Origin of the sequence: Streptomyces sp. MUM 2J (genome assembly GCF_022414535.1) — a bacterium.
In the GTDB taxonomy this organism is placed as follows: Bacteria; Actinomycetota; Actinomycetes; order Streptomycetales; family Streptomycetaceae; genus Streptomyces.
This window is the reverse complement of the sequence record NZ_JADWYM010000038.1, coordinates 49967-71168: the sequence shown is the minus strand read 5'-3', so window position 1 is coordinate 71168 and position 21202 is coordinate 49967. Positions and strand designations below refer to the sequence as shown.

Here is a 21202-nt window from a genome sequence, read left to right as displayed (position 1 = left end):
CCCGGGCCCCGGGGCCGGGGCGCTGCGGCCGGCCGGAGCCCCGCGAGCCTGCGGGGCGGGCGGGCCCGGGGACACGGCGGCGCGGCGGCTGCCTGCCGGAACTGTCGACCACTTCGGTCACCTGCCGGGGGACGTCGTCGCGGACGGGGAGGGGGCGGTCCCGGGCTCCTCGGACGCCTCGGCGCCGCCGGAGGCGTCCTCGGCGACAGGCGTCCCGGGAGCGTCGGGGGTGCCGGAGCCGTCGGGCGCCGCGGTGGTGGTCGCGGACGCCGTGGGAACCGGCTCGGCGGTCAGCGCCTCGGGGGCGAGGACGAGGGGCCGGCGGGACACGGCGGGCCCGGCGGAGGCCGGGGAGGGAACGCCGCGGACCGTGCCGTCGGGACCGAGGAACGCCGGGTCGCCGCCGGGCACCATGCCGAGCTCGCGGGCACGCCGCTGAAGGGCCCGGGGTGCGGAGTAGGCGTCGACGTCCCGCTGGAGCGCCTGCTCCTCGTCGGTGAGCGCCTTGGTGTCCTTCTGCAGGTCGTCCAGCTGGAAGGCGCCCTCGCTCAGGGCGGAGTTCAGCACGAGGAGCCCGATGAGGCCGCCGCCGAGGAGGAGGACCACGAGCAGGACGAAGGGAGTGCGCGCCGCCCGTCCCGCCGTGGGGGTGACCGGGAGGAGCCGGGCGAGCCGGGCCGCCCGCCCTCTCAGTTCGGGTCCCCTACTCACTCGCCCTCCCCCGGGTCCGTTGCGCCGGCGGCGCCGGCACGGCGGGGACGCCACCGCGGGGTCCACCGGCGCCCGGGGCCGGGCCACGGGTGTGCGCGACCGGGTGGGTCACTCCACGTCCTCCCTGATGCGCTCGGCGCCGCGCAGGCGGGCCGGGGCCGCTCGGCGGTTGTCTGCGATCTCTTCCTCGGTGGGAAGTTCGGCACCGCGCGTCAGCAGCTTGAGCCGGGGCTGGTAGCGCTCGGGCACGACGGGCAGGCCGGGGGGCGCGGTGGAGGCGGCGCCTGCCGCGAAGACCTGCTTGACCAGCCGGTCCTCCAGCGACTGGTACGACAGAACAGCGATCCGGCCGCCCACGTCGAGGGCCTTGACGGCGGCCGGGATCGCCCGCTCCAGGACGGACAGCTCTCCGTTGACCTCGATCCGCAGCGCCTGGAAGGTGCGCTTGGCCGGGTTGCCACCGGTGCGCTTGGCGGCCTGCGGCAGCGCGTCACGGATCAGTTCGACCAGCCGCGCGCTGGTGGTGAACGGCTCCTTCTCACGTTCGCGCACGATCGCGGCCACGATCCGCTTGGCCTGCTTCTCCTCGCCGTAGGCCCGCAGGATCCGCACCAGCTCACCCGCCGGGTAGGTGTTGAGGACCTCGGCCGCACCGATCCCGGTCGTCTGGTCCATGCGCATGTCCAGCGGGGCGTCCTGCGCGTAGGCGAAGCCGCGGTCGGCCTCGTCCAGCTGCATGGAGGAGACGCCGAGATCGAACAGGACGCCCTGCACGCGCGCGATGCCGAGCCGGTCGAGCACCTCGGGCAGCTCGTCGTAGACCGCGTGCACCAGGGTGGCGCGTTCGCCGTACGCGGCGAGGCGTTCGCCGGACAGGCGCAGCGCCTCCTTGTCTCGGTCCAGGCCGACCAGGCGCGCCTCGGGGAAGCGGGCGAGCAGGGCCTCGCCGTGGCCGCCGAGGCCCAGGGTGCAGTCGACCACCACCGCTCCGGGCCGCTGGAGGGCGGGTGCCAGCAGGTCCAGGCACCGCTGGAGCATCACCGGGACGTGTCTCTGGCTCAAGGGGCCCTCTCAGGTCCGGCGCGGCGCGACGCACCGCCGGGTCCCCGCCCGCTCCGCGAACGGGAAGGCCTGCCGGTGCCCAGGGCGCCGGCCGACCGGGAGCGGGAGGAGGCCGGGCCGTACGTGCGCGCCGCGCACGTGGAAGATCTCCGGACAGCGCGCCGGGTCTCACGGGTTCTTCGGGGTTCTCACTCGGGAGATCCGTCCAGCGAGGAGGGCCTCCCCTCCCGCTTCGCGTCACTTTAGTCCACGCTGTCTCGCGGTCAATCAACCGGCCTGCGCGTCGCGGAGCGGCAGGGGTGCGAACCGGGGAATCCGGGAAGACCACCCGCACGGCCGCGCCCCGTCCACCTATGTGGGTTAGCTCACAGGAAGCACGTGATGACGCTCTTCTCCCATCCTCACAGCGCGACTGGATCGGCGGTGACCAGTAACGTCATGGGTATGACGACTTCTGCATCTGTTCCCGCCGGTTCCGAGGACGCCATACAGGGTTCCGTGACCGACCGCCTCGTGGAGGCGAACGAGCAGTACGCCGACCGTTTCGCCGACCCGGGCATGGACGCCCGTCCGGTCCTGCGCGTCGCGGTCGTGGCGTGCATGGACGCCCGTCTCGACCTGCACGCCGCGCTCGGCCTGGAACTGGGCGACTGCCACACCATCCGCAACGCGGGCGGCGTGGTCACCGACGACGTGATCCGTTCCCTGACCATCAGCCAGCGGGCGCTCGGCACGAGCAGCGTGGTCCTGATCCACCACACCAACTGCGGCCTGGAGTCCCTCACCGAGGAGTTCCGCCACGAGCTGGAGATGGAGGTCGGTCAGCGCCCGGCGTGGGCGGTGGAGGCCTTCCGGGACGTCGACCAGGACGTGCGGCAGTCGATGCAGCGCGTGCGCACCTCGCCGTTCCTGGTGCGCACCGACGACGTGCGCGGATTCGTCTTCGACGTGAAGACGGGCCTGCTGCGGGAGATCGACCCGGCCTGACCGCCCGTGCCGGAGGGATCGGGCCCGGCCCCTCCGGCACGCGGGGCCCTGCACGAGGGCTCCCGGCGTGGCGGCTGCGGCCCTCGCCCGAACTCGCCCGCTTCGCCCACCGGGCACCAAAAGTCATAAGATCCGACATATCGCGGCCAGTTGTCCACAGGCGAGTGACACGAATCGGTAACGGCAGCAAGAATGCGGGGTGTGACGTCACACGGAACCACTTCTGTGTGGTGTCCGTGTTCGGGGTGGGCCGGTTTCGCATCGCAGAGCGTCGGCCCGAGAAAAGAACGGGCCGAGGAGGGCCGGGTGACGACCTATGACGAGCGAGCGAGCCTCACGGATCTGACCACCACCGCGGAGCGTGTCCGCAGTTCGGTGGAAGGAGTGATCGAGGGCAAGCCCGAGGTCGTACGGCTCACGCTGACCGTGTTGCTCGCCGAAGGGCATCTTCTGATCGAGGATGTCCCCGGCGTCGGCAAGACGATGCTGGCGAAGACGCTGGCGCGGTCCATCGACTGCTCGGTGCGCCGCATCCAGTTCACGCCCGACCTGCTGCCCTCGGACATCACCGGAGTGTCCATCTGGGACCAGCAGCGCCGGGACTTCGAGTTCAAACCCGGAGCGATCTTCGCCCAGATCGTCATCGGCGACGAGATCAACCGCGCCTCGCCCAAGACCCAGTCCGCACTGCTGGAGTCGATGGAGGAGCGCCAGGTCACCATCGACGGGCAGACGTACGAGCTGCCGAGCCCGTTCATGGTGGTGGCCACGCAGAACCCGGTCGAGATGGAGGGCACGTACCCGCTGCCCGAGGCCCAGCGCGACCGCTTCATGGCCCGCGTCTCGGTCGGATACCCCAGCGTGGAGGCCGAGCTGCAGATGCTCGACGTGCACGGGGGCGTCTCCCCGCTGGAGGACCTCCAGCCGGTGGCCCACGCGCACGACATCGTGAAGCTGATCGAGGCCGTCCGCGGCGTCCATGTCGCCGACACGGTCCGGCGCTACGCGGTCGACCTGGTCGCCGCCACACGGACCCATCCCGACCTCAGACTCGGCGCCTCCCCGCGCGCGACCCTGCACCTGCTGCGTGCGGCCAAGGCGTCCGCCGCCCTCAGCGGCAGGGAGTACGCGCTGCCCGACGACGTCCAGGGCCTCGCCGTGCCCGTCCTGGCCCACCGGCTGCTGCCCACGGCACAGGCCCAGCTCAACCGCCGCACCGCCGAGCAGGTGGTGCAGGAGATCCTTCAGCAGACCCCGGTTCCCCAGGCATCGCAGCAGCACGGCTACGGCCTGGGCGGCACGGCTCCCGCCTACCCCTCGCAGCCCCCGCGGAGGCTGTGATGAGCGCCGGGGGGACCGGGCGCCCGGAGGCCGGCCGCAGGGAGACGGGCGGCATCCGGACCGCCCTGGCCGGTCTGACCACGCGCGGCCGCTCCTTCCTGGCCGCCGGCGTCGCCGCCGCCGTCTGCGCCTACGCCCTCGGGCAGGCGGACCTGCTGCGGGTGGGGCTGCTGCTGGCGGTGCTGCCGCTGGTGTGCACGACGGTGCTGTACCGCACCCGCTACCGGGTCGCCGGCAGCCGCCGCCTCTCCCCCGCCCGCGTGCCCGCGGGCAGCGAGGCGCGCGTCCACCTGCGGATGGACAACGTCTCCCGGCTGCCCACCGGCCTGCTGATGCTCCAGGACCGGGTGCCCTACGTGCTCGGTCCGCGCCCCCGCTTCGTCCTGGACCGGGTCGAGGCGGGCGGACGGCGCGAGGTGTCCTACCGGGTCCGCTCCGACCTACGGGGCCGCTACCCGCTGGGCCCGCTCCAGCTGCGCCTGTCCGACCCGTTCGGCATGTGCGAGCTGACCCGCTCCTTCTCCACGCACGACACCCTGACGGTGATCCCGCGCGTGGAGCCCCTGCCGCCGGTCCGGCTGACCGGCGAGGCGAAGGGGTACGGCGACGGGCGGCAGCGCGCGCTGGCGCTGGCCGGCGAGGACGACGTCATCCCGCGCGGCTACCGCTACGGCGACGACCTGCGCCGCGTGCACTGGCGCTCCACCGCGCGCCACGGCGAGCTGATGGTGCGCCGCGAGGAGCAACCGCAGCGCTCCCGCTGCACGGTGCTGCTGGACACCCGGGACGGCGCCTACGGCGGCACGGGCCCGGACTCTGCCTTCGAGTGGGCCGTGGCGGGGGCGGCGTCGGTGCTGGTGCACATGCTGGAGCGGGGCTTCTCGGTACGGCTGCTGACGGACACCGGCGACTCGGTGCCGGGCGAGGGCGCGGACGGCTTCGGTGCGGGCGGCCAGGAGTCCGCGGAGGCGGCCGGGCTGATGATGGACACCCTCGCGGTGATCGACCACTCGGCGGGGACGGGCCTGTCCCGGGCGTACGACGTGCTGCGCGGCGGGAACGAGGGGCTGCTCGTGGCCTTCTTCGGCGATCTCGACGAGGAGCAGGCCGCAGTGGCCGGGCGGATGCGGCAGCGCAGCGGAGCCGCGATCGCCTTCGTACTGGACAGCGGCGTCTGGGCGCGCGAACCGAACGACGTGCCCGCAGCGATGAACAGGACACAGGAGCGGCTGCGGATGCTGCGTGAGGCGGGGTGGACGGCCGTGGAGGTGCCACGGGGCACCCCACTGGCCGGCCTGTGGCAGCAGGCGGACCAGGAACGCTCGGGTGCGATGGCTCTCGGCGGAACGGTCAACGGGGAGGCGCGGTGACGGCCGGGACGAGCCACGGGGAGGCGCGGTGCTGAGCAGCCGGGCCCGACTGGCCCTGTGCGCCTGGGCGGCCACGCTGATGGCGGCGTGCGCGCTGCTGCCGCTGGTCGACCCCGCGACCTGGATCGTGGAGGCGGCCGCGCTGCTGGGCATCCAGTCGTGCGTGGGGGTGGCGACGCGGCGGGTGCCGCTGGCCCGCCCCGTCACCGTGGCCGCGCAGGCGCTGGTCGCGCTGATGCTGCTGACCCTGCTGTTCGCCCGGAGGCAGGCCTTCGGCGGGGTGCTGCCCGGCCCACAGGCGTTCCAGCACTTCGCCGACCTGCTGCGGCAGGGATCCGACGACATCGCGCGGTACGCCGTTCCGGCGCCGATGGAGTCCGACGGCATCCGGCTGATGGTTCTCGGCGGCGTGCTGGTGATCGGGCTCCTGGTGGACACGATCGCGGTCACCTTCCGCAGCGCCGCCCCGGCGGGTCTGCCGCTGCTCGCGCTGTACTCGGTCGCTGCCGGCCTGTCCGACGGGTCCGGTGGCTGGGCGTGGTTCCTGATCGCGGCGACCGGTTACCTCATGCTCCTCCTCGCGGAGGGGCGCGAGCGGCTGTCGCAGTGGGGCCGGGTCTTCGCCGCGGCGCCGCGCGTCCCGGGCGGGCCACCCGGGCCGCTCGCCCCGGTGCGCACCGGGCGGCGGATCGGCGCGGTCGCCCTCGGCCTCGCCCTGGCGGTGCCGATGCTGCCGCTGCCCGCGATACAGGGCGGCCTGCTGGACGGTGCCCGCACCGGCGTCGGCACGGGCACCGGCGGTGGCGGCACGATCTCGGCGGTCAATCCCCTGGTGTCGCTGCGCGACAGCCTGAAACAGGACGAGGACCGCACGGTCCTGACCCTGCGCACCACGTCCGCGAACCTCTCCAACCTGTACCTGCGGATCGTCTCCCTCGACGAGTTCGACGGCACCACGTGGAAGCCCGCCAAGCGGCGCATCACCGCGGTGCCGGACACCCTCCCGACGCCGCCCGGCCTGTCCGCCGACGTCCTGCGCGCCTCGGTGCGCACCCGCATCTCGGCGGCCGACTGGTACGCGCAGGACTGGCTCCCGATGCCCTACCCGCCCAGCTCCGTGCGGGTCGGCGGCAACTGGCGCTACGAGCCGGTGGGCATGACGCTCGTCGGCGACCACGGCCAGACCACCCGCGGTGCCACGTACGACGTGACGAGCCTCGACGTGCAACCGACGGCGGAACAGCTGGCCGAGGCGCCGAAACCGCCCGCGGATCTGCTGCGCGCGTACACCAAGGTGCCCGGGTCGCTGCCGCCGGTGGTCGCGAGCACCGCCCGCGCGGTCACCTCGGGTGCGGCCAGCGACTACGAACGGGCCGTGAAGCTCCAGGACTACTTCGCGATCAACGGCGGATTCCAGTACGACACCGACGTCGAGGTCGGCAGCGGCACCGACGCGATCGCCACGTTCCTCCGGGACAAGCAGGGCTTCTGCGTCCACTTCTCCTTCGCGATGGCGGCGATGGCCCGCACCCTGGGCATCCCGGCCCGGGTCGCGGTGGGCTTCGCCCCGGGCTCCCCGCAGGCGGACGGCACCGTGGCGGTGAGCCTGAAGGACGCGCACGCCTGGCCGGAGCTGTACTTCGCGGGTGTGGGCTGGACCCGCTTCGAGCCGACCCCCAACCGGGGTACGACGCCGTCCTACACGGTGCCGCAGGCACCGGGCGCCACCGATCCCGAGCTGCCGCGGCCGACGCGGTCGGCGGGGGCGGACGCGTCGCCCTCGGCGACCGGGAGCGCGAGCTGCGACGCCCGGGACAGGCGTCCCGACCTCTGCGCCGGTGCCCTCCCGCTGAACCCGTCCGACCAGGGCGGCGGCGGTGTGCCCTGGTGGGGTGTCCTCGGCTGGACGCTGCTGGGGCTTCTCGTGGCCGGGGTTCCGCTGCTGCCGATGGTGTGGCGCCTGCGGCGGCGCACCGTGCTGCTGGCCTCGGCACAGCATGCCCCGGACGCCGCGGACGCGGCAGCCCCGGCGCCCCGGGCAGGCCGCGGGGAGAGGGAGTCCACGGGCGGGCCACCCGCGGCCGGGCCGGACGGGGCCGCCGCCCCGCAGGCAGCCGGTCACGTCCTGGCGGTGTGGCGCGAGCTCACCGACACGGCCTGGGACTACGGCATCGCGCCGGACGACGCGCTGACCCCGCGCAGGGCGGCGGAGCGGATCGTGCGGACGGGGCAGCTGGACGAGCAGGCGGCGGCGTCGGCGCGCCGGGTGGCGGGCGCGGTCGAGCAGGTGCTGTTCGCTCCGCGTCCGCAGGCGCAGCCGGGGCTGGCCGACGACGCCCGGAGGGTGCGTGCGGCACTGCGGAAGAGCGCGAGCCGAACGACCCGGCTGCGGGCCGTCGTCGCGCCCCGTTCCGCGGTCCGGGCGGTCTGGGACGTCACGGACCGCTGGCGGGCGGTCCGGGCGCGGTGGACGGCCCGCTGGACGACACTGCTACGCCGTCCGAGCGGTCAGAACGGCTGATGGGCTGAACGGCCGACACGGAGGGCGAGCGTCGACCGACGGGACGCCTGCCCTCCGCTCGGCCGGCGCGGCGCCGGGCAGACGACGGTCCCCTGCGCCTGCGGATCCGGGCGACCGGCCCACCGCGTAAACGGCGCGGGTGCCGTCCGTCCGCGGCGTCGGGCGCGGCGGATGCCCGCCCACCGCGGCGTACGGCGTCCGGACGCCCCTCCGGGCCTCCGGGTGACCCGGGCGCCCGCCGACCGCGCCTCCGGGCGCCCGGAGGCGCTCCCAGAGCATCCCCGGGGGATGCGGGACGCCGCGTACCGGGTATGTGCGAGGGGCGACCACCTCATCGGTGATCGCCCGTCGTGGACGCCCTGGATGCCGTCCGGCGCTCAGTGACCTTGCTGGTCGTCGCGGCGCCGCTGCCAGCGCTGCTCGATGCGGTCCATCATGGAGCGCTTGGGCCGGTGCTGGCGCCGGCCGTGCGCCTGGGCCCCGGTCTGTTCGCCGGGCTTGGGTGCCTTGCGCCAGCCGGTCACGGCCAGCACAGCGCACCCCAGCATGACGAGGAAGCCCACCACGCTGAGCCAGACCTGCTTGGCGACCATTCCGGCCATGAGGAGCGCAATACCAACGAGGAAGCCAGCGACCGCCTGGTAGACCCGCCGCCGGGTGTACGTACGCAGCCCGCTTCCCTCAAGCGCCGACGCGAACTTGGGATCTTCGGCGTACAGCGCTCGCTCCATCTGCTCGAGCATGCGCTGCTCGTGCTCCGAGAGCGGCACGGAGTCCTCCTCATCGTGCAGTCGCCGGGGCGACCGGGGGGGGTCTCTTCAGGATAGGCAGGGAATCGCCCCCGTGAAACCCGCCCCTCTGCGCCAATTGACCAACCGGGATCCGTCATGGTCGTCCCGGCCCGCTGAGGCTTGCATTCCCCGGCGGCCGACCCGTCATGCCGGGCGGTCCCCCTCGATCATACGGCTCCGAGCCCTGGAACGGAGGGCCTGTGGTGCACTCCATGCGCCGCCGACGCGCTGATCAGGCGCTCGGTCCCACGCGCCACAGAGGTTTACTCAGGCCTCCTTGGCCCCTTCCGTCTCAGCCAGCACATGGAGCTGGGTGGCCACGGAGTGGAAGGCGGGCAGTTCGGCAGCGGCCTCCTCCAGCTTCAGCAGCGCCTCCAGCGCCCCGGGCTCGGTGTCCACCAGAACGCCGGGGACGAGGTCGGCGAAGACCCGTACACCGTGCACGGAACCGACGTGCAGGCCGGCGCCCTCGACCAGTGCGGTGAGCTGCTCCGTGGTGAAGCGCCGCGGCACGGGGTCGCCGGCGCCCCAGCGGCCGTTCGGGTCATCGAGCGCCTGCCGGGCCTCGGTGAAGTGCCCGGCGAGGGCGCGGGCGAGGACGGCGCCGCCGAGCCCCGCGGCCAGGACGCTGAGGACGCCCCCGGGGCGCAGTGCGGCGACCGCGTTGCGGATCCCCTCGGCGGGGTCGTCCACGTACTCCAGGACGCCGTGGCACAGCACCGCGTCGTAGCCGCCGCGCTCGACCACGTCGAACAGCCCGTGGGCGTCGCCCTGCACGCCCCGGACCCGGTCGGCGACGCCGGCCTCGGCGGTGCGGCGCTCCAGGGCGAACAGGGCGTTGGGGCTGGGGTCGACGACGGTGACGCGGTGGCCGAGCCGGGCGACGGGCACGGCGAAGTTGCCGCTGCCGCCGCCGGTGTCGAGGACGTCGAGCGACTCCCGTCCCGTGGCCTTGGCACGGCGGTCGAGGGCGTCCTGGAGGACCTCCCAGACCACAGCGGTGCGGAGCGCGGCGCGCGGCCGGGAGGGGTCGGTGCGCGGCGACGTCGTCGCGTGGTGATGGTCGACGGGCGGGCGCATCGGGTCCGACACGGCAGTTGACTCCTCGGCGCGGCACCGCCTCTTGCCCGGCGGCGCGAACGGGGTGCCTCCCCGGCCCGGGGGTGCGGGTGGGCAGGCTTCAGGCGCTCTCCACCCTATTGCCTTCGGGCCCCCACCTGGTCATCACCGCGTGCGGCCCCCTGAGGCGGGTCGGTCCGGCGTCCGGCATGCCCTCCGGCGGGCCGCCGGGCAGGGGAGCCCGAGCCGGGCTCGCCGGCGTCCCGGCGGGGCTGTGGCAGGACCGGCTGGAGCACCAGCATCCGCTCGACGAGGCGGATGAACATGCCCACGTCCCGGATCAGGTCGTCGGCGTCCCGGCGGCCGGCCGCGCCCCGGATGCCCGCCTCGGCCAGGGCGCGGCGGCGGGCGCCGGAGGCGAACAGCGCGCTCCACTCGGTGAGCTCGGGCGCGATCTCCGGGAGCACGTCCCAGGCGCTCCGGATCCTGGCCCGCTTGCGTGGCGTGGCCTCTGGCCGGCCGCGGGCGGCGAGCACGGCGGCGGCCGTGCGCAGGGCGGCGAGGTGGGCGGTGGCGTAGCGCTCGTTCGGTGAGTCGAGGGCGGTCGCCTCGTCGAGTCCGGCGCGGGCCTGGGCGAGCAGGTCCAGCGCGGCCGGCGGGGCCGTGGTCCGGCGCAGGACGGGGTGCACGTCGCTCGCCGGTCCGGTCAGTGAGGGGGCAGGGCCGGTGGCGCGGCGCCGGTGGACGGCGGCTGCGGAGTGGCTGGCCATGACGAACCTCCTGTCGTCTGGGTGACGGCGCTCCCGCTACGGAGTGCCGTTGGGACCCATCGTGAGGTATAGCACTGACACTCCGCCCTGACCTGCCGTTTTGCCTCGACCGCCAGTTCGGGCTAGTTTTTGCACTGACCAGTCAGTTCAAAAGTGGTTCCGGAACGGGGGTGGGACTGTGGCCGGAGCCGGCGTCGTCGCCGACAACCTCGGGCTTTCGGGTCCCCGCGGCTGGGCCTTCCGCGGTGTCGACATCACCGCGGAGCCCGGTTCGCTGATCGCGGTGGCAGGACCGTCCGGCTCCGGACGCACCTGCCTGCTGCTCGCACTCACCGGGCGGATGCGCCCCACCGAGGGCACGGCTGCCGTGGACGGCCTGAAGCTGCCCCGGCAGATGGCCGCCGTCCGCCGCATCAGCGGGCTGGCGCACGTGCCGGGCGTCAGCGACCTCGACCCGGCCCTGACCGTCGGGGAGCACCTGCACGAGCGGGCGCTGCTCCAGCGCCGCTTCGGGGACTCCCTGCGGGGGCTGCTGCGCCCGCGCGCCGAGCGCTCGGCCGAGACGCGGCAACGGGTCGACGCCGCACTGAGCGCCGCCGGGCTCGACCGGGAGGCCCTGCCCAAGGGTTCCCGCACCGCCGTACGCGATCTGGAGCGGATCGAGGCGCTGCGGCTGTCGGTCGCCCTCGCGCTGATCGGCCGCCCACGGCTGCTCGGGGTCGACGACACGGACCTGAAGCTGTCGGACGCAGAACGCGCCGAGGCCTGGTCGCTGCTCCGCTCGGTCGCCGAGGCGGGCACGACGGTCGTCGCGGTGTGCAGCGAGGCACCCGAGGGCGCCGTCGCCGTCTCCACCGCGGCCGCAAGCACCCCCGAGGGGAGGGAAACGGCGGATGCGCTCGCCCCGACTGGCCGCGCTTGAGCTGCGGCGCTTCGGCCGCGGGAGACTCCCCCGCGCCGCCCTCGTCGCCCTCCTGCTGCTGCCCCTGCTCTACGGCGCGCTGTACCTGTGGTCCTTCTGGGACCCCTACGGCCGCCTGGACCGCGTCCCCGTGGCGCTCGTCAACGCCGACCGGGGCGCGAGCGTGGACGGAAAGCGGATCACCGCGGGCGACGACATCACCGGCCGGCTGCTGGAGTCGCGGACCTTCGAGTGGCACGAGGTCGACGCCGAGCAGGCGCGCAAGGGTGTCGAGGACGGCACGTACTACCTGTCGCTGACGATGCCGTCCGACTTCAGTGCGCGGATCGCCTCCAGCTCGGGAGCCTCGCCCGAGACGGGCGCCCTGCAGGTACGCACCAACGACGCGAACAACTACATCGTCGGGCAGATCTCCCGGACGGTCTTCAGCGAGGTGCGCACGGCCGCGTCCACGAAGACGGCGCGGTCCTTCCTGGACCGGATCTTCATCTCGTTCTCCGACATCCACGGTGCCACCGTCGAGGCGGCCGACGGCGCCGACCGGCTCAGCAGCGGCATCGGCCGGGCGGAGAAGGGCTCCAAGGACCTCGCCGACGGCCTGAGGGACGCCGAGGACGGCAGCGGCGAGCTCTCCGGGGGCCTGAAGAAGCTCCACCGGGGCGCGGGCGACCTGGAGGACGGCGCGGCGCAGGTCGCCGCAGGCACCCGTACGCTCGCCGAGCGCGTCAACGGGACCGCGGACCGGGTGGGCCCGTTCCTGAAGGACAACGAGAAGACCATCGGGGACACGGCCCGGCTGGTGGCCGACTCTGCCGCCGGGATCCGGCACAACCTCGACACCCTGGTCGAGAAGGCCCCGGTCGCCGCCAGGGGCGCCCATCTGGCCGCCGACGGGCTGAGCGCCGTCTACCGGCGGCGCTGCGAGGAGGCCGTGCTGCCCGACCCCGCCTGCGCCGACCTGAAGAAGGCGGCGCAGGGCGCCGCGGACGTGGCGACGATCGCCGACGACCTCAACACGCTGATCGCCGACGAGGACGGCGACCTGAAGAAGCTCGACGCCGACCTGGCCACGCTCGAGAAGCAGGCCGACGCGCTCGCCGCCCGCGCCCCGCACCTGTCGGAGGACCTGGACGACGCCGTCGAGAAGATCAACGCCCTCGACAGCGGTGCCGCCGAGGTCGCCAGGGGAGCGAAGGCCCTGCACACCGGCCTGGGCACGGCGAAGAAGGGCGCGTCCGACCTCGACCGGGGCGTCGGCCGGCTCAGGGCGGGCGCCGAAACGCTCAACGGGGGCATGTACAAACTGGTCGACGGCTCCGGCAAGCTCGCCGGCGGGCTGCACGACGGCGCCGAGCGGATCCCCGACTACGACGGGCAGGAGCGCGACCGGCGCACCGGCGTCATGGCCGACCCGGTCCAGCTCGCCGCTCAGGACCTGCACAGGGCACCCAACTACGGCACCGGCTTCGCCCCGTACTTCATCCCGCTGTCGCTCTGGGTGGGCGCCATGGTGGCCTACATGCTGATCGCACCGATGAACCGGCGCGCGCTCGCCGCGGGCGCCCCCGCCTGGCGGATCGCGCTGGCGGGCTGGCTCCCGGTGGCGGCGATCGGGGTGCTGCAGACGGCGGCCCTGATGGCGGTGCTGCACTGGGCGATCGGGCTGGAGCCGGCCCGGGCGGCCGGGACGGTGGCCTTCCTGTTCCTGGTGACGGCCTGCTTCGCGGCGATCGTGCAGTGGCTGAACGCGCGCTTCGGCGCGGCGGGCCGGATCCTCGTGCTCGCCCTGCTGATGCTCCAGCTGACCTCGGCGGGCGGCACCTACCCGGTGCAGACATCACCGGACTTCTTCAACGCCGTCCATCCCTTCCTGCCGATGAGCTACGTCGTCCAGGCCCTGCGCCGCCTCGTCACCGGCGGCGGACTGGGCCCGGTGTGGACGGCCTGCGCGGTACTGGTCGCCTTCACCGCGGGCGCCCTCGCGCTCACCGCGCTGTCGGCACGCCGCCGCCAGGTGTGGACGCTCGACCGATTGCATCCGGAGCTGAGCCTGTGACCCCACGCGCGGGCGTTCCTGTGACAATCGGGGCCATGGAACGCAGCACGACGTCGGGCGGCAGCACCCGCCGCGAGGCCACCCGGCAGAAGCTCTACGAGGCGGCCGTCACGCTCATCGCCGAGCAGGGCTTCTCCGCCACCACGGTGGACGAGATCGCCGAGCGGGCCGGCGTGGCCAAAGGCACCGTCTACTACAACTTCGCGAGCAAGTCGGTCCTCTTCGAGGAACTGCTGCGGCACGGCGTGGGGCTGCTGACCGCCTCCCTGCGGGAGGCTGCGGAGCGCACGGCCGGGGAGGGCGGCTCCACCGTGGACGCGCTGGACGCGATGGTCCGCGCGGGGCTCGTCTTCATCGACCGCTACCCGGCCTTCACCCAGCTGTACGTGGCCGAGCTGTGGCGCACCAACCGGGCCTGGCAGTCCACGCTCATGGTGGTGCGCCAGGAGGCGGTCGCGGTCGTCGAGGGGGTACTGCGCGAGGGTGTGGCGAACGGTGAGTTCAGCGACGAGATCGACATCCAGCTGACCGCCGCCGCGCTGGTCGGCATGGTCCTGGTGGCCGCCCTGGACTGGAAGTCCTTCCAGCCGGAGCGCTCCCTGGACGACGTCCACGCCGCCCTGTCCCGCCTGCTCCAGGGGCGGGTGAGCGGACGCCCCTGACGGGCATGCGAGAGCGCCGGTCCGATCGCCGCGTCCCCCGCGGGCCGTCGGACCGGCGCCCTGTGCGTTCCCCCGCGGAACCCCCGTGGCGGTCGTTCCTGTGGGTTCCCCCGTGCCTCGCTCCCGCCGGTCGGGCCGGCGGAAGGAGCGGATCGAGGGCGGCTCCGTTCCGGCGCCCCGTGTCGCCGGTGCCGGAGCCGTGCCCTGTCTCCGTGCCTCCACCTTCTCGTCCGCCCGGGTCCGATCCCATCCGCGCGGGTACTCATCTCACCTCCTAGGTACGGATACTCAGTACTGGGTGCTCGGCCCCGGGCCCACCCCACCGGCGGGCCGCCGCCGGACCGCCGTGGCCCCGGTGCGAGCGGCGGCGGATAGGGTCGCGGGCATGGCACGGATTGCGGTGATCGGCGCCGGCATGGGCGCCATGGCGGCAGCCGCCCGGCTGGCTGTCGCGGGCCACCGGGTGGTGGTCCACGAGCGGACGCAGACGTACGGCGGTGGGGTGCGCCGCTACGAGCGGGACGGCTTCGGCTTCGACACCGGGCCCGGTCTGCTGCCGCTGCCCGCGGTCTGGCGGGATCTCTTCGTCAAGACCGGCAAGGAGCCCCTCGAAGCATGCGTCGACCTGGGGCAGGTCGACCCGTCGTCGTGCCACGTCTTCGCGGACGGCACCCGGGTGTCGCTGCCGAACGCCTCACGCGCGGGTGTGGTCGCCGCTCTGGACGAGTCGCTGGGAGCGGGCGCGGGCCGGCGCTGGGGCGATTTCCTGGTCCGGGCGCGCGAGGCGTGGGACCGCACCCGGCGCCCCCTGCTGGAGGAGCCGCTGTGGCCGAACTGGCAGGTGCTGGCCGAGCGGGAGCCGTATCCCGCGGTTCCGCACAAGCGGCTGCTGCGCACGCGCCGCGCGGGGACGCTGCACGAGATCGGCGCGTGGGAACTGCGGGACGAGCGCCTGGCATGCCTGCTGGAGAGCCATGCCCTGGCCCACGGCCTCGATCCGCGGACCGCTCCGGCGAGCGCGGCCGTGCTGCCGTACCTGGAGCACGCCTTCGGCATGTGGTACGTGCGGGGCGGCATGCGGGAGCTGGCGCGTGCCGTGTACGAGCGGTGCGTGGCCCGCAGGGTCGAGTTCGCCTTCGGCGCCGAGGTCACCGCCGTCGTCGGGAAGGACGGCCGGGCGGCGGGGGTGGAACTGGCCGACGGGACGGTGGCCGGGGCCGACCATGTCGTGGCCGGCGTGGACCCGGTGCGGCTGCGGGACCTGACCGGGCGCCCGCTGGACGGGGACGGTGACGGTGACGTCCGGGCCTCCCCGGTGGCGACCGGGCGGTTCACGCTTCTGCTGGCCCTGCGCGGCGAGCGGGAGCCGGGTGCCGCACACCGCACGGTCGTCCACGCACCGGACCGCGGGGCCGAGCCGGCCTTCGCGGCGTCCTCCGGCGTCGACGGGGCCGGCCGCCCCACCGTCACCGTGCTGCGGCCCGACGACCCGGCGCTGCGTCCGGACGGCGCGCACGAGTCCGCGGTGGTGTCCGCCGTGGCGCCGGCGGACGGCGCGTGGGAGGACGGGGAGCGGGTCCGCCACTGGACGGACCTCCTCCTGGAGGCGGCCCGGCCCGCGCTGCCGGACCTCCGGGAGCGCCTGCTGTGGCACGAGGCGCGTACTCCCGGGCACACCGGGGAGGAGACGGGCGCCCACCACGGGGCGGTACCCGCTCCCGCTCTCGCCGCGGGGGACGGCCGCTTCCTGCATGCCGCCAACACCACGCGGCTGCCCGGCCTGTACCGCGTCGGAGGCTGGTCGCACCCTGGCGGAGGTCTCCCCCACAGTGGCATGTCGGGAGCGCTGGTCGCCGGGCTGATCGTCGAGGGGCCGGAGTTCCGGGGCTCCCGGTGAGGGGCCGCCGGGGGCGTGCGGTGGACCCGCGTAGAGCTCAGAAACGGTACTGCTCGCCGTAGCCGGTGCCGTTGCCCTGCCCTTCGCCTTGTTGGTACGGGTAGGGCTGCTCGGCCGGCTGCTCGCCGTCGTAGGACTCGTCGGTGCGTTGCTGCGGGACCCAGGTTCCGCCGGGCGGGGTCTGGGCCTGGCCGCCGGTCGCGTACGGGTCCTGTCCGTAGCCCTGCTGGTCGTATCCCTGGCCGCCGTAGGTGCCGTCGTAGGAGGCACCGCCGTAGGTCTGGGTGCCGATGTACGGGTCGGAGTAGGCGGCGTACTGCTGCTGATCCGAGCTGTCGTAGCCGTACTGGCCGTAGCCGGAGTAGCCGTCGTATCCGTAGGCCTGGTCGGTGCCCTGGGCGGCGGTCGCGTACTCGTCCTGCGGCTGGGCGGCGGCGTGGGCCGGGTCGCCGTAGACGCCGTAGGAGCCGGTGTCCTCGGGCAGCGGCTGCGGCTGGTAGACCGCGTCGGCGGTGCCGGAGCCCGCCGGGCGCGCCGGGGTGAAGACGTCGTCCTGGTCGTAGTCGTCGCGGTCGTAGTCACCGCGGTCGTAGTCACCGCGGTCGTAGTCACCGCGGTCGTAGTCGGCGCCGTAGCCGTCGGCGCCGTGGGCGTCACCGCCGTAGGAGGCGCTGTCCCGGTCTCCGTGGACGTCCGGCGTGTCGTCGTCGGCGTGGCCGTCCCCGGACGACCGGAGGTCGGACACCTCCAGGGCCGGGCCCTTGCGGCCGGCGGCGCCCCGGCGGCCCCTGCCCTTCTCGGCGGGCCGTCCCCTGACGGCCCAGCCGGAGGCGAAGCCGCGGCGGAACGACAGCGTGACATAGGTCTGGCCGACCGCGAAGGCGGCGGCTCCCAGCCCGATGACGACGACGGACGGGACCAGCACACCGAGGACGACGCCGAGGAAGCCGACGAACGCGAGGAGCCGCCAGCGCAGCCGCGCCTTGTACTGCAGCAGCACTTCACCGAGCAGCCACAGTGCGACGACGCCGAACGCGATGTAGAGGACCGTCCAGCCCATGTACGCCCCTCTCCCAGTGGCCGCTACGCAGTGTGTCGTATGGCTGTGCGACCGGTCTAGGCCTGCGAGGGATGGTGCAGGCCCAGGTTCTCGTAGATTTCCAGGGTCGCCGTGGAGCTGTTGAGCGTGATGAAGTGCAGACCCGGCACTCCCTCGGCCAGCAGCCGTGCGCAGAACTCCGTGGCGAACTCGATGCCAATGGAGCGTACAGCGGCAGGATCGTCTTTGGCTGTGAGGATTCGTTCTTTCAGGCTGTCGGGGAAGGCGGCCGTGCTCAGCTTCGGCAGCCGCTCCAGCATCCTGATACTGGTCACCGGCAGGATCTCCGGGATGACCGGGGTCTCGCAGCCGGCCGCGGCGACCTTGTCGCGCAGCCGGAGGTACGGCTCCGGGTGGAAGAACATCTGCGTGATGGCGTAGTCGGCGCCGGCCCGGCACTTGTCGACGAAGTGCGCGACGTCCCGGTCCCAGTCGGAGGAGCGCGGATGCATCTCCGGGAAGGCGGCGACGCCGACGCAGAAGTCGCCCGACTCCTTGATGAGACGCACCAGTTCGGCGGCGTACGTCAGCCCTTGCGGGTGCGGCACCCACGCACCCATGGGGTCGCCGGGCGGGTCGCCGCGGACCGCCAGCATGTTCCGGATGCCGGCGTCGGCGTACTGGCCGATGATGTTGCGCAGCTCGGCGACCGAGTGGTCGACCGCGGTCAGGTGGGCGACCGGCGTGAGCGTGGTGTCCACGACGATCTGCTGGGTCTCCTTGACGGTGGTGGCGCGGGTGGAGCCGCCGGCACCGTAGGTCACCGAGACGAAGTCGGGAGCCACGGCCTCGACCCTGCGCAGCGCGTTCCACAGGTTCCGCTCGCCGGCCGGCGTCTTCGGCGCGTAGAACTCGAACGAGTAGGTCGTCTTGCCTGCGGCGAGGATCTCGTGCACGGTGCGCGCGCGATCAGTCCTGGTGGACGGGGTTCCGAGGGCCATACGGGCAGGTTAACCAGGGGCCGCCGGTCACCCAACCGAATGCCGGAGATTTGCCCGGATTGCCGGGATGTTGTCCATCCCTTGGACACCGGCCGCGGAGCGCGCCCCTCAGTCGTCCTGCCGGAGCCGCTTCGCCAGTTCGGCCGCCGCGGCGCCGGGGTCGTCCGCCTCCGTGATCGCGCGGACCACGACCACCCGGCGGGCACCGGCGTCGAGCACCCGGTCGAGGTTGCCGTGGTCGATGCCGCCGATGGCGAACCAGGGACGGTCCGTGCCGAGGGCGGCCGTGTGGCGGACGAGATCGAGCCCGGGGGCGTGGCGGCCGGGCTTGGTGGGGGTCGGCCAGCACGGGCCGGTGCAGAAGTAGTCCACGCCCTCCTGGACGGCGGCGGCCTCCGCCTCGGCCGCGGAGTGCGTGGAGCGGCCGACGAGGACGTCGCCGCCGAGGATCGCGCGGGCTGCGGGGACCGGGAGGTCGCCCTGGCCCAGATGGAGGACGTCGGCGCCGGCCGCGTGGGTGACGTCCGCGCGGTCGTTGACCGCGAGGAGCCTGCCGTGCCGGCGGCAGGCGTCGGCGAGGACCTCCAGGTACCGGAGCTCCTCGGCGGCCTCCATGCCCTTGTCGCGCAGCTGCACGATGTCGACACCGCCCGCCAGGGCTGCGTCCAGGAACTCGGCGAGGTCGCCCTGCCGCCTGCGCGCGTCGGTGCAGAGGTACAGCCGGGCGTCGGCGAGCCGGGCGCGGGCGTCGGTGTGCAGCATGCGTGGTCCCCCCGGGTGGGTGCGGTGTCGGTGGCGTACGGGCCGCGGCCGGGCCCGAGGGCACGGCCCGCGCGGGCAGCGGCGGCCAGGCCGCTGCCCGCGCTCACGCGGACCGCGGCCCGTACGCCGGACGGCGTCGACGCCGTCTCGGTGATGCAGCGGATTCGGTTCAGACGGCGAGCGCCTGGGCGCGGCGCTTCACCTCCGTGCCGCGATTCTCGCTCAGGGCCTGCGCCGGGGTGCCGGGCAGGGTCGGGTCGGGGGTGAAGAGCCACTCGATCATCTCTTCGACCGTGAAGCCGTCATCCCTCAGCAGCGTCAGGGTGCCGGACAGGCCCTTGACGACCTTGTCCCCGTCGATGAAGGCGGCAGGGACGTGCAGCGCGCGGTTCTCACCACGGCGTACGGCGATGAGCTGGCCCTCCTTGACCAGCTGCCGCACACGTGTCACCTCGACGCCGAGCTGTTCGGCGATGTCGGGGAGGGTGAGCCAGGCGGGGACGAGAGCATCGATCTTTGCGTCAATCTCGGTCACGGGACCAAGCCTGCCATCTGCCGCCGACAGTCGGAAGCCGACCCGGTCCACCCGGGGCACGCTCGCGCGCCCCGGCCCTACGCGACGGCCTTCTTCAGGGGCCGGGCCGGGTCCGCGAGCAGTTCGGGGTCCATCGGCGTGCCCGCCTCGATCAGCCGCCGCCCCTGTGCCAGGTCGCGTGGCCTGCCGACCGCGAGGAGCGCCACCAGCCGGTCCCCGCGCAGCCAGCACACCGTCCAAGCGGGCCCGGCCGGGTCGCCGCGCCGGACGGTGCGGTCGGCCGCGGCGTGGTGCCCGGCGTACTGGACGAAGCGGCCGAACTGCTCGGACCAGAAGTACGGGACCGGATCGTAGACCACGGGTGGCTCACCGGTGGCCGCCCCGATGATGTTCGCCGCCACGGTGCGCGGGCCCTGGAGGGCGTTGTCCCAGTGGTGCACCAGCAGCCGCTCGCCGTAGCGGCCGGAGGGGAAGGAGGCGCAGTCGCCGACGGCGTACACGTCGGGGACGGAGGTGTGCAGGTGGGCGTCGGCGACGACCTCGCCGTGCGCACCCAGCTCCACGCCGGAGCCGGCCAGCCAGCGGGTGGCCGGGCGGGCGCCGATCCCGACGACGACCGCGCCCGCGGGCACGCGCGTGCCGTCGTGGAGCAGCACCGCGCCCGGTTCGACGCGTTCCACGCGTGCGTGCGTGCGCAGCTCGACACCGCTGTCGGCGTACCAGGCGGTCATCGGGGCGGCGACCTCGGCGGGCAGCGCCCCGGCGAGCGGGCGGTCGGCGGCCTCGACGACGGTGACCGCACAGCCCGCCTCGCGCGCCGCGGTGGCGAACTCGGCGCCGATCCATCCGGCGCCCACGACCACGATCTCGTGCTGCCGGGCGAGCACCGGCCGCAGCCGTTCGGCGTCGTCGAGGGTGCGCAGCAGGTGGACGCCGGGCACCCCCTCGGCGCCGGCCAGCCGGACCGGTTCGGCGCCGGTGGCCAGGACCAGCACGTCGTACGGGACCGGGCCCGCCTCGGTGTCCAGCTCGCGGTCGACGGGACGCAGGGCGGTCACCTCGCGGCCGAGCCGCAGTTCGATGCCGAGGCCCTCGAAGTCCACGTCGAGGGCGGAGCCCTCGGCGGTGCCGAGCAGGACGGCCTTGGACAGCGGCGGCCGGTCGTAGGGCTGGTGGGGTTCGGCGCCGATGAGTGTCACCCGACCGGTGAAGCCCTGCTCCCGCAGGGCCACGGCGGTCTGCACCCCGGCCATGCCCGCGCCGACGACGACCACGCGTCCCGGCTGCCCCGTGCCCTGTTCCCGTGTCTGCTCGCTCACTGGATCACCATAGACAACTGACGTTGCGTCAGTCAGGGCCCGTGCTCAGTGACCTGCTCCACAGCACTGGTCCCGCTGCCCGCCCTGGACTCCCACCGCCACGTCTCCTCCAGCCGCACCCGCCCGTCGGGCAGCTCCACGACGGTGGACACGCAGTGCCCCGAGGAGGTCGTGCCGTCGGTCCGGAGCTGCACGTACCGGAAGTCCAGCCGGTCGCCGTCCCGGGTACCCACCAGGTGCCCGCGTACCACGTCGCCGCCCGCGTACTCCGCCCAGACCTCACCGTCCCTCTCGTGGTAGGCGAACCGGGTGCGCGTGCCCACCTGGCCCGGGGCCTGGTCGGCCACAGGAGCGAGGACGACGCCGTCGAGAGAGCGGGCCATGGCAGAAGACTCCC

Annotated in this window: 19 protein-coding genes; 8 read left to right on the top strand and 11 right to left on the bottom strand. The window is 74.0% G+C overall.

Going from position 1 to position 21202, the window contains the following annotated elements:
- Positions 1-117 precede the first annotated feature (117 nt).
- Both I3F54_RS25325 and rsmH read right to left on the bottom strand, forming a co-directional pair.
- Complete coding sequence (locus I3F54_RS25325; RefSeq protein WP_240121215.1) at positions 118-711, bottom strand: septum formation initiator family protein; 594 nt, start codon at positions 709-711, stop codon at positions 118-120.
- 108 nt (positions 712-819) lie between these two features.
- Positions 820-1773 (bottom strand): 16S rRNA (cytosine(1402)-N(4))-methyltransferase RsmH, encoded by a 954-nt coding sequence (rsmH, locus tag I3F54_RS25320; RefSeq protein WP_275676784.1) that lies wholly within the window; start codon positions 1771-1773, stop codon positions 820-822.
- Positions 1774-2217: 444 nt separating this feature from the next.
- Between rsmH and I3F54_RS25315 the strand changes: the two genes are divergently transcribed.
- The 4 genes from I3F54_RS25315 (at position 2218) to I3F54_RS25300 (ending at position 7992) form a co-directional block, all read left to right on the top strand.
- On the top strand, positions 2218-2760 hold the full coding sequence (locus tag I3F54_RS25315) for a carbonic anhydrase (RefSeq protein WP_240121214.1): 543 nt from the start codon (positions 2218-2220) through the stop codon (positions 2758-2760).
- Between the two features lie 306 nt (positions 2761-3066).
- A complete protein-coding gene (locus I3F54_RS25310; RefSeq protein ID WP_240121213.1) occupies positions 3067-4101 on the top strand; it encodes a MoxR family ATPase in 1035 nt (344 codons plus the stop codon).
- The gene (locus tag I3F54_RS25305; RefSeq protein WP_240121212.1) at positions 4101-5471 is read left to right on the top strand and encodes a DUF58 domain-containing protein; all 1371 of its coding nucleotides are present in this window, start codon (positions 4101-4103) and stop codon (positions 5469-5471) included. Before I3F54_RS25310 ends, I3F54_RS25305 begins: the two co-directional genes overlap by 1 nt.
- 31 nt (positions 5472-5502) lie before the next feature.
- On the top strand, positions 5503-7992 hold the full coding sequence (locus tag I3F54_RS25300) for a DUF3488 and transglutaminase-like domain-containing protein (protein WP_240121219.1): 2490 nt from the start codon (positions 5503-5505) through the stop codon (positions 7990-7992).
- Between the two features lie 377 nt (positions 7993-8369).
- Here I3F54_RS25300 and I3F54_RS25295 read toward each other — a convergent pair whose 3' ends face one another.
- The 3 genes from I3F54_RS25295 to I3F54_RS25285 all read right to left on the bottom strand — a co-directional run bounded on the left by I3F54_RS25295 (position 8370) and on the right by I3F54_RS25285 (position 10612).
- On the bottom strand, positions 8370-8762 hold the full coding sequence (locus I3F54_RS25295; protein WP_240121211.1) for a DUF3040 domain-containing protein: 393 nt from the start codon (positions 8760-8762) through the stop codon (positions 8370-8372).
- Between the two features lie 288 nt (positions 8763-9050).
- Complete coding sequence (locus tag I3F54_RS25290) at positions 9051-9875, bottom strand: methyltransferase (protein WP_240121210.1); 825 nt, start codon at positions 9873-9875, stop codon at positions 9051-9053.
- Positions 9876-9979: 104 nt separating this feature from the next.
- Positions 9980-10612, bottom strand: coding sequence for an SAV_6107 family HEPN domain-containing protein (locus I3F54_RS25285; protein ID WP_240121209.1), 633 nt, complete (start codon positions 10610-10612; stop codon positions 9980-9982).
- Between the two features lie 178 nt (positions 10613-10790).
- Between I3F54_RS25285 and I3F54_RS25280 the strand changes: the two genes are divergently transcribed.
- The 4 genes from I3F54_RS25280 (at position 10791) to I3F54_RS25265 (ending at position 16149) form a co-directional block, all read left to right on the top strand.
- On the top strand, positions 10791-11534 hold the full coding sequence (locus tag I3F54_RS25280; RefSeq protein WP_240121208.1) for an ATP-binding cassette domain-containing protein: 744 nt from the start codon (positions 10791-10793) through the stop codon (positions 11532-11534).
- Positions 11506-13590, top strand: coding sequence for a YhgE/Pip family protein (locus I3F54_RS25275; protein ID WP_240121207.1), 2085 nt, complete (start codon positions 11506-11508; stop codon positions 13588-13590). Before I3F54_RS25280 ends, I3F54_RS25275 begins: the two co-directional genes overlap by 29 nt.
- 35 nt (positions 13591-13625) lie before the next feature.
- The gene (locus tag I3F54_RS25270) at positions 13626-14252 is read left to right on the top strand and encodes a TetR/AcrR family transcriptional regulator (RefSeq protein ID WP_240121206.1); all 627 of its coding nucleotides are present in this window, start codon (positions 13626-13628) and stop codon (positions 14250-14252) included.
- Positions 14253-14637: 385 nt separating this feature from the next.
- On the top strand, positions 14638-16149 hold the full coding sequence (locus I3F54_RS25265; RefSeq protein ID WP_240121205.1) for an NAD(P)/FAD-dependent oxidoreductase: 1512 nt from the start codon (positions 14638-14640) through the stop codon (positions 16147-16149).
- A gap of 37 nt (positions 16150-16186) precedes the next feature.
- Here I3F54_RS25265 and I3F54_RS25260 read toward each other — a convergent pair whose 3' ends face one another.
- From I3F54_RS25260 to I3F54_RS25235, 6 genes are all read right to left on the bottom strand, one after another.
- The gene (locus I3F54_RS25260; protein ID WP_240121204.1) at positions 16187-17209 is read right to left on the bottom strand and encodes a hypothetical protein; all 1023 of its coding nucleotides are present in this window, start codon (positions 17207-17209) and stop codon (positions 16187-16189) included.
- Between the two features lie 56 nt (positions 17210-17265).
- Positions 17266-18189, bottom strand: a complete 924-nt coding sequence (gene metF / locus I3F54_RS25255; RefSeq protein ID WP_240121203.1) for a methylenetetrahydrofolate reductase [NAD(P)H] — start codon at positions 18187-18189, stop codon at positions 17266-17268.
- A gap of 108 nt (positions 18190-18297) precedes the next feature.
- Entirely contained in the window at positions 18298-18951 is a 654-nt protein-coding gene (gene thiE / locus I3F54_RS25250) for a thiamine phosphate synthase (protein WP_240121202.1), read from the bottom strand.
- 169 nt (positions 18952-19120) lie between these two features.
- Positions 19121-19486: an Rv2175c family DNA-binding protein gene (locus tag I3F54_RS25245; RefSeq protein ID WP_055707421.1), complete on the bottom strand. Its 366-nt coding sequence runs from the start codon at positions 19484-19486 to the stop codon at positions 19121-19123.
- A gap of 77 nt (positions 19487-19563) precedes the next feature.
- Entirely contained in the window at positions 19564-20805 is a 1242-nt protein-coding gene (locus tag I3F54_RS25240; RefSeq protein ID WP_240121201.1) for an NAD(P)/FAD-dependent oxidoreductase, read from the bottom strand.
- A gap of 32 nt (positions 20806-20837) precedes the next feature.
- Positions 20838-21188, bottom strand: a complete 351-nt coding sequence (locus tag I3F54_RS25235; protein ID WP_240121200.1) for a hypothetical protein — start codon at positions 21186-21188, stop codon at positions 20838-20840.
- Positions 21189-21202 lie beyond the last annotated feature (14 nt).

Excerpts from the sequence above, each read along its gene's own strand:
- I3F54_RS25305 (WP_240121212.1), top strand. The coding sequence starts at position 4,101 with ATGAGCGCCGGGGGGACCGGGCGCCCGGAGGCCGGCCGCAGGGAGACG.
- I3F54_RS25270 (WP_240121206.1), top strand. The coding sequence starts at position 13,626 with ATGGAACGCAGCACGACGTCGGGCGGCAGCACCCGCCGCGAGGCCACC.
- I3F54_RS25235 (WP_240121200.1), bottom strand. The coding sequence starts at position 21,188 with ATGGCCCGCTCTCTCGACGGCGTCGTCCTCGCTCCTGTGGCCGACCAG.
- I3F54_RS25275 (WP_240121207.1), top strand. The coding sequence starts at position 11,506 with ATGCGCTCGCCCCGACTGGCCGCGCTTGAGCTGCGGCGCTTCGGCCGC.
- thiE (WP_240121202.1), bottom strand. The coding sequence starts at position 18,951 with ATGCTGCACACCGACGCCCGCGCCCGGCTCGCCGACGCCCGGCTGTAC.
- I3F54_RS25260 (WP_240121204.1), bottom strand. The coding sequence starts at position 17,209 with ATGGGCTGGACGGTCCTCTACATCGCGTTCGGCGTCGTCGCACTGTGG.
- metF (WP_240121203.1), bottom strand. The coding sequence starts at position 18,189 with ATGGCCCTCGGAACCCCGTCCACCAGGACTGATCGCGCGCGCACCGTG.
- I3F54_RS25265 (WP_240121205.1), top strand. The coding sequence starts at position 14,638 with ATGGCACGGATTGCGGTGATCGGCGCCGGCATGGGCGCCATGGCGGCA.
- I3F54_RS25285 (WP_240121209.1), bottom strand. The coding sequence starts at position 10,612 with ATGGCCAGCCACTCCGCAGCCGCCGTCCACCGGCGCCGCGCCACCGGC.
- I3F54_RS25315 (WP_240121214.1), top strand. The coding sequence starts at position 2,218 with ATGACGACTTCTGCATCTGTTCCCGCCGGTTCCGAGGACGCCATACAG.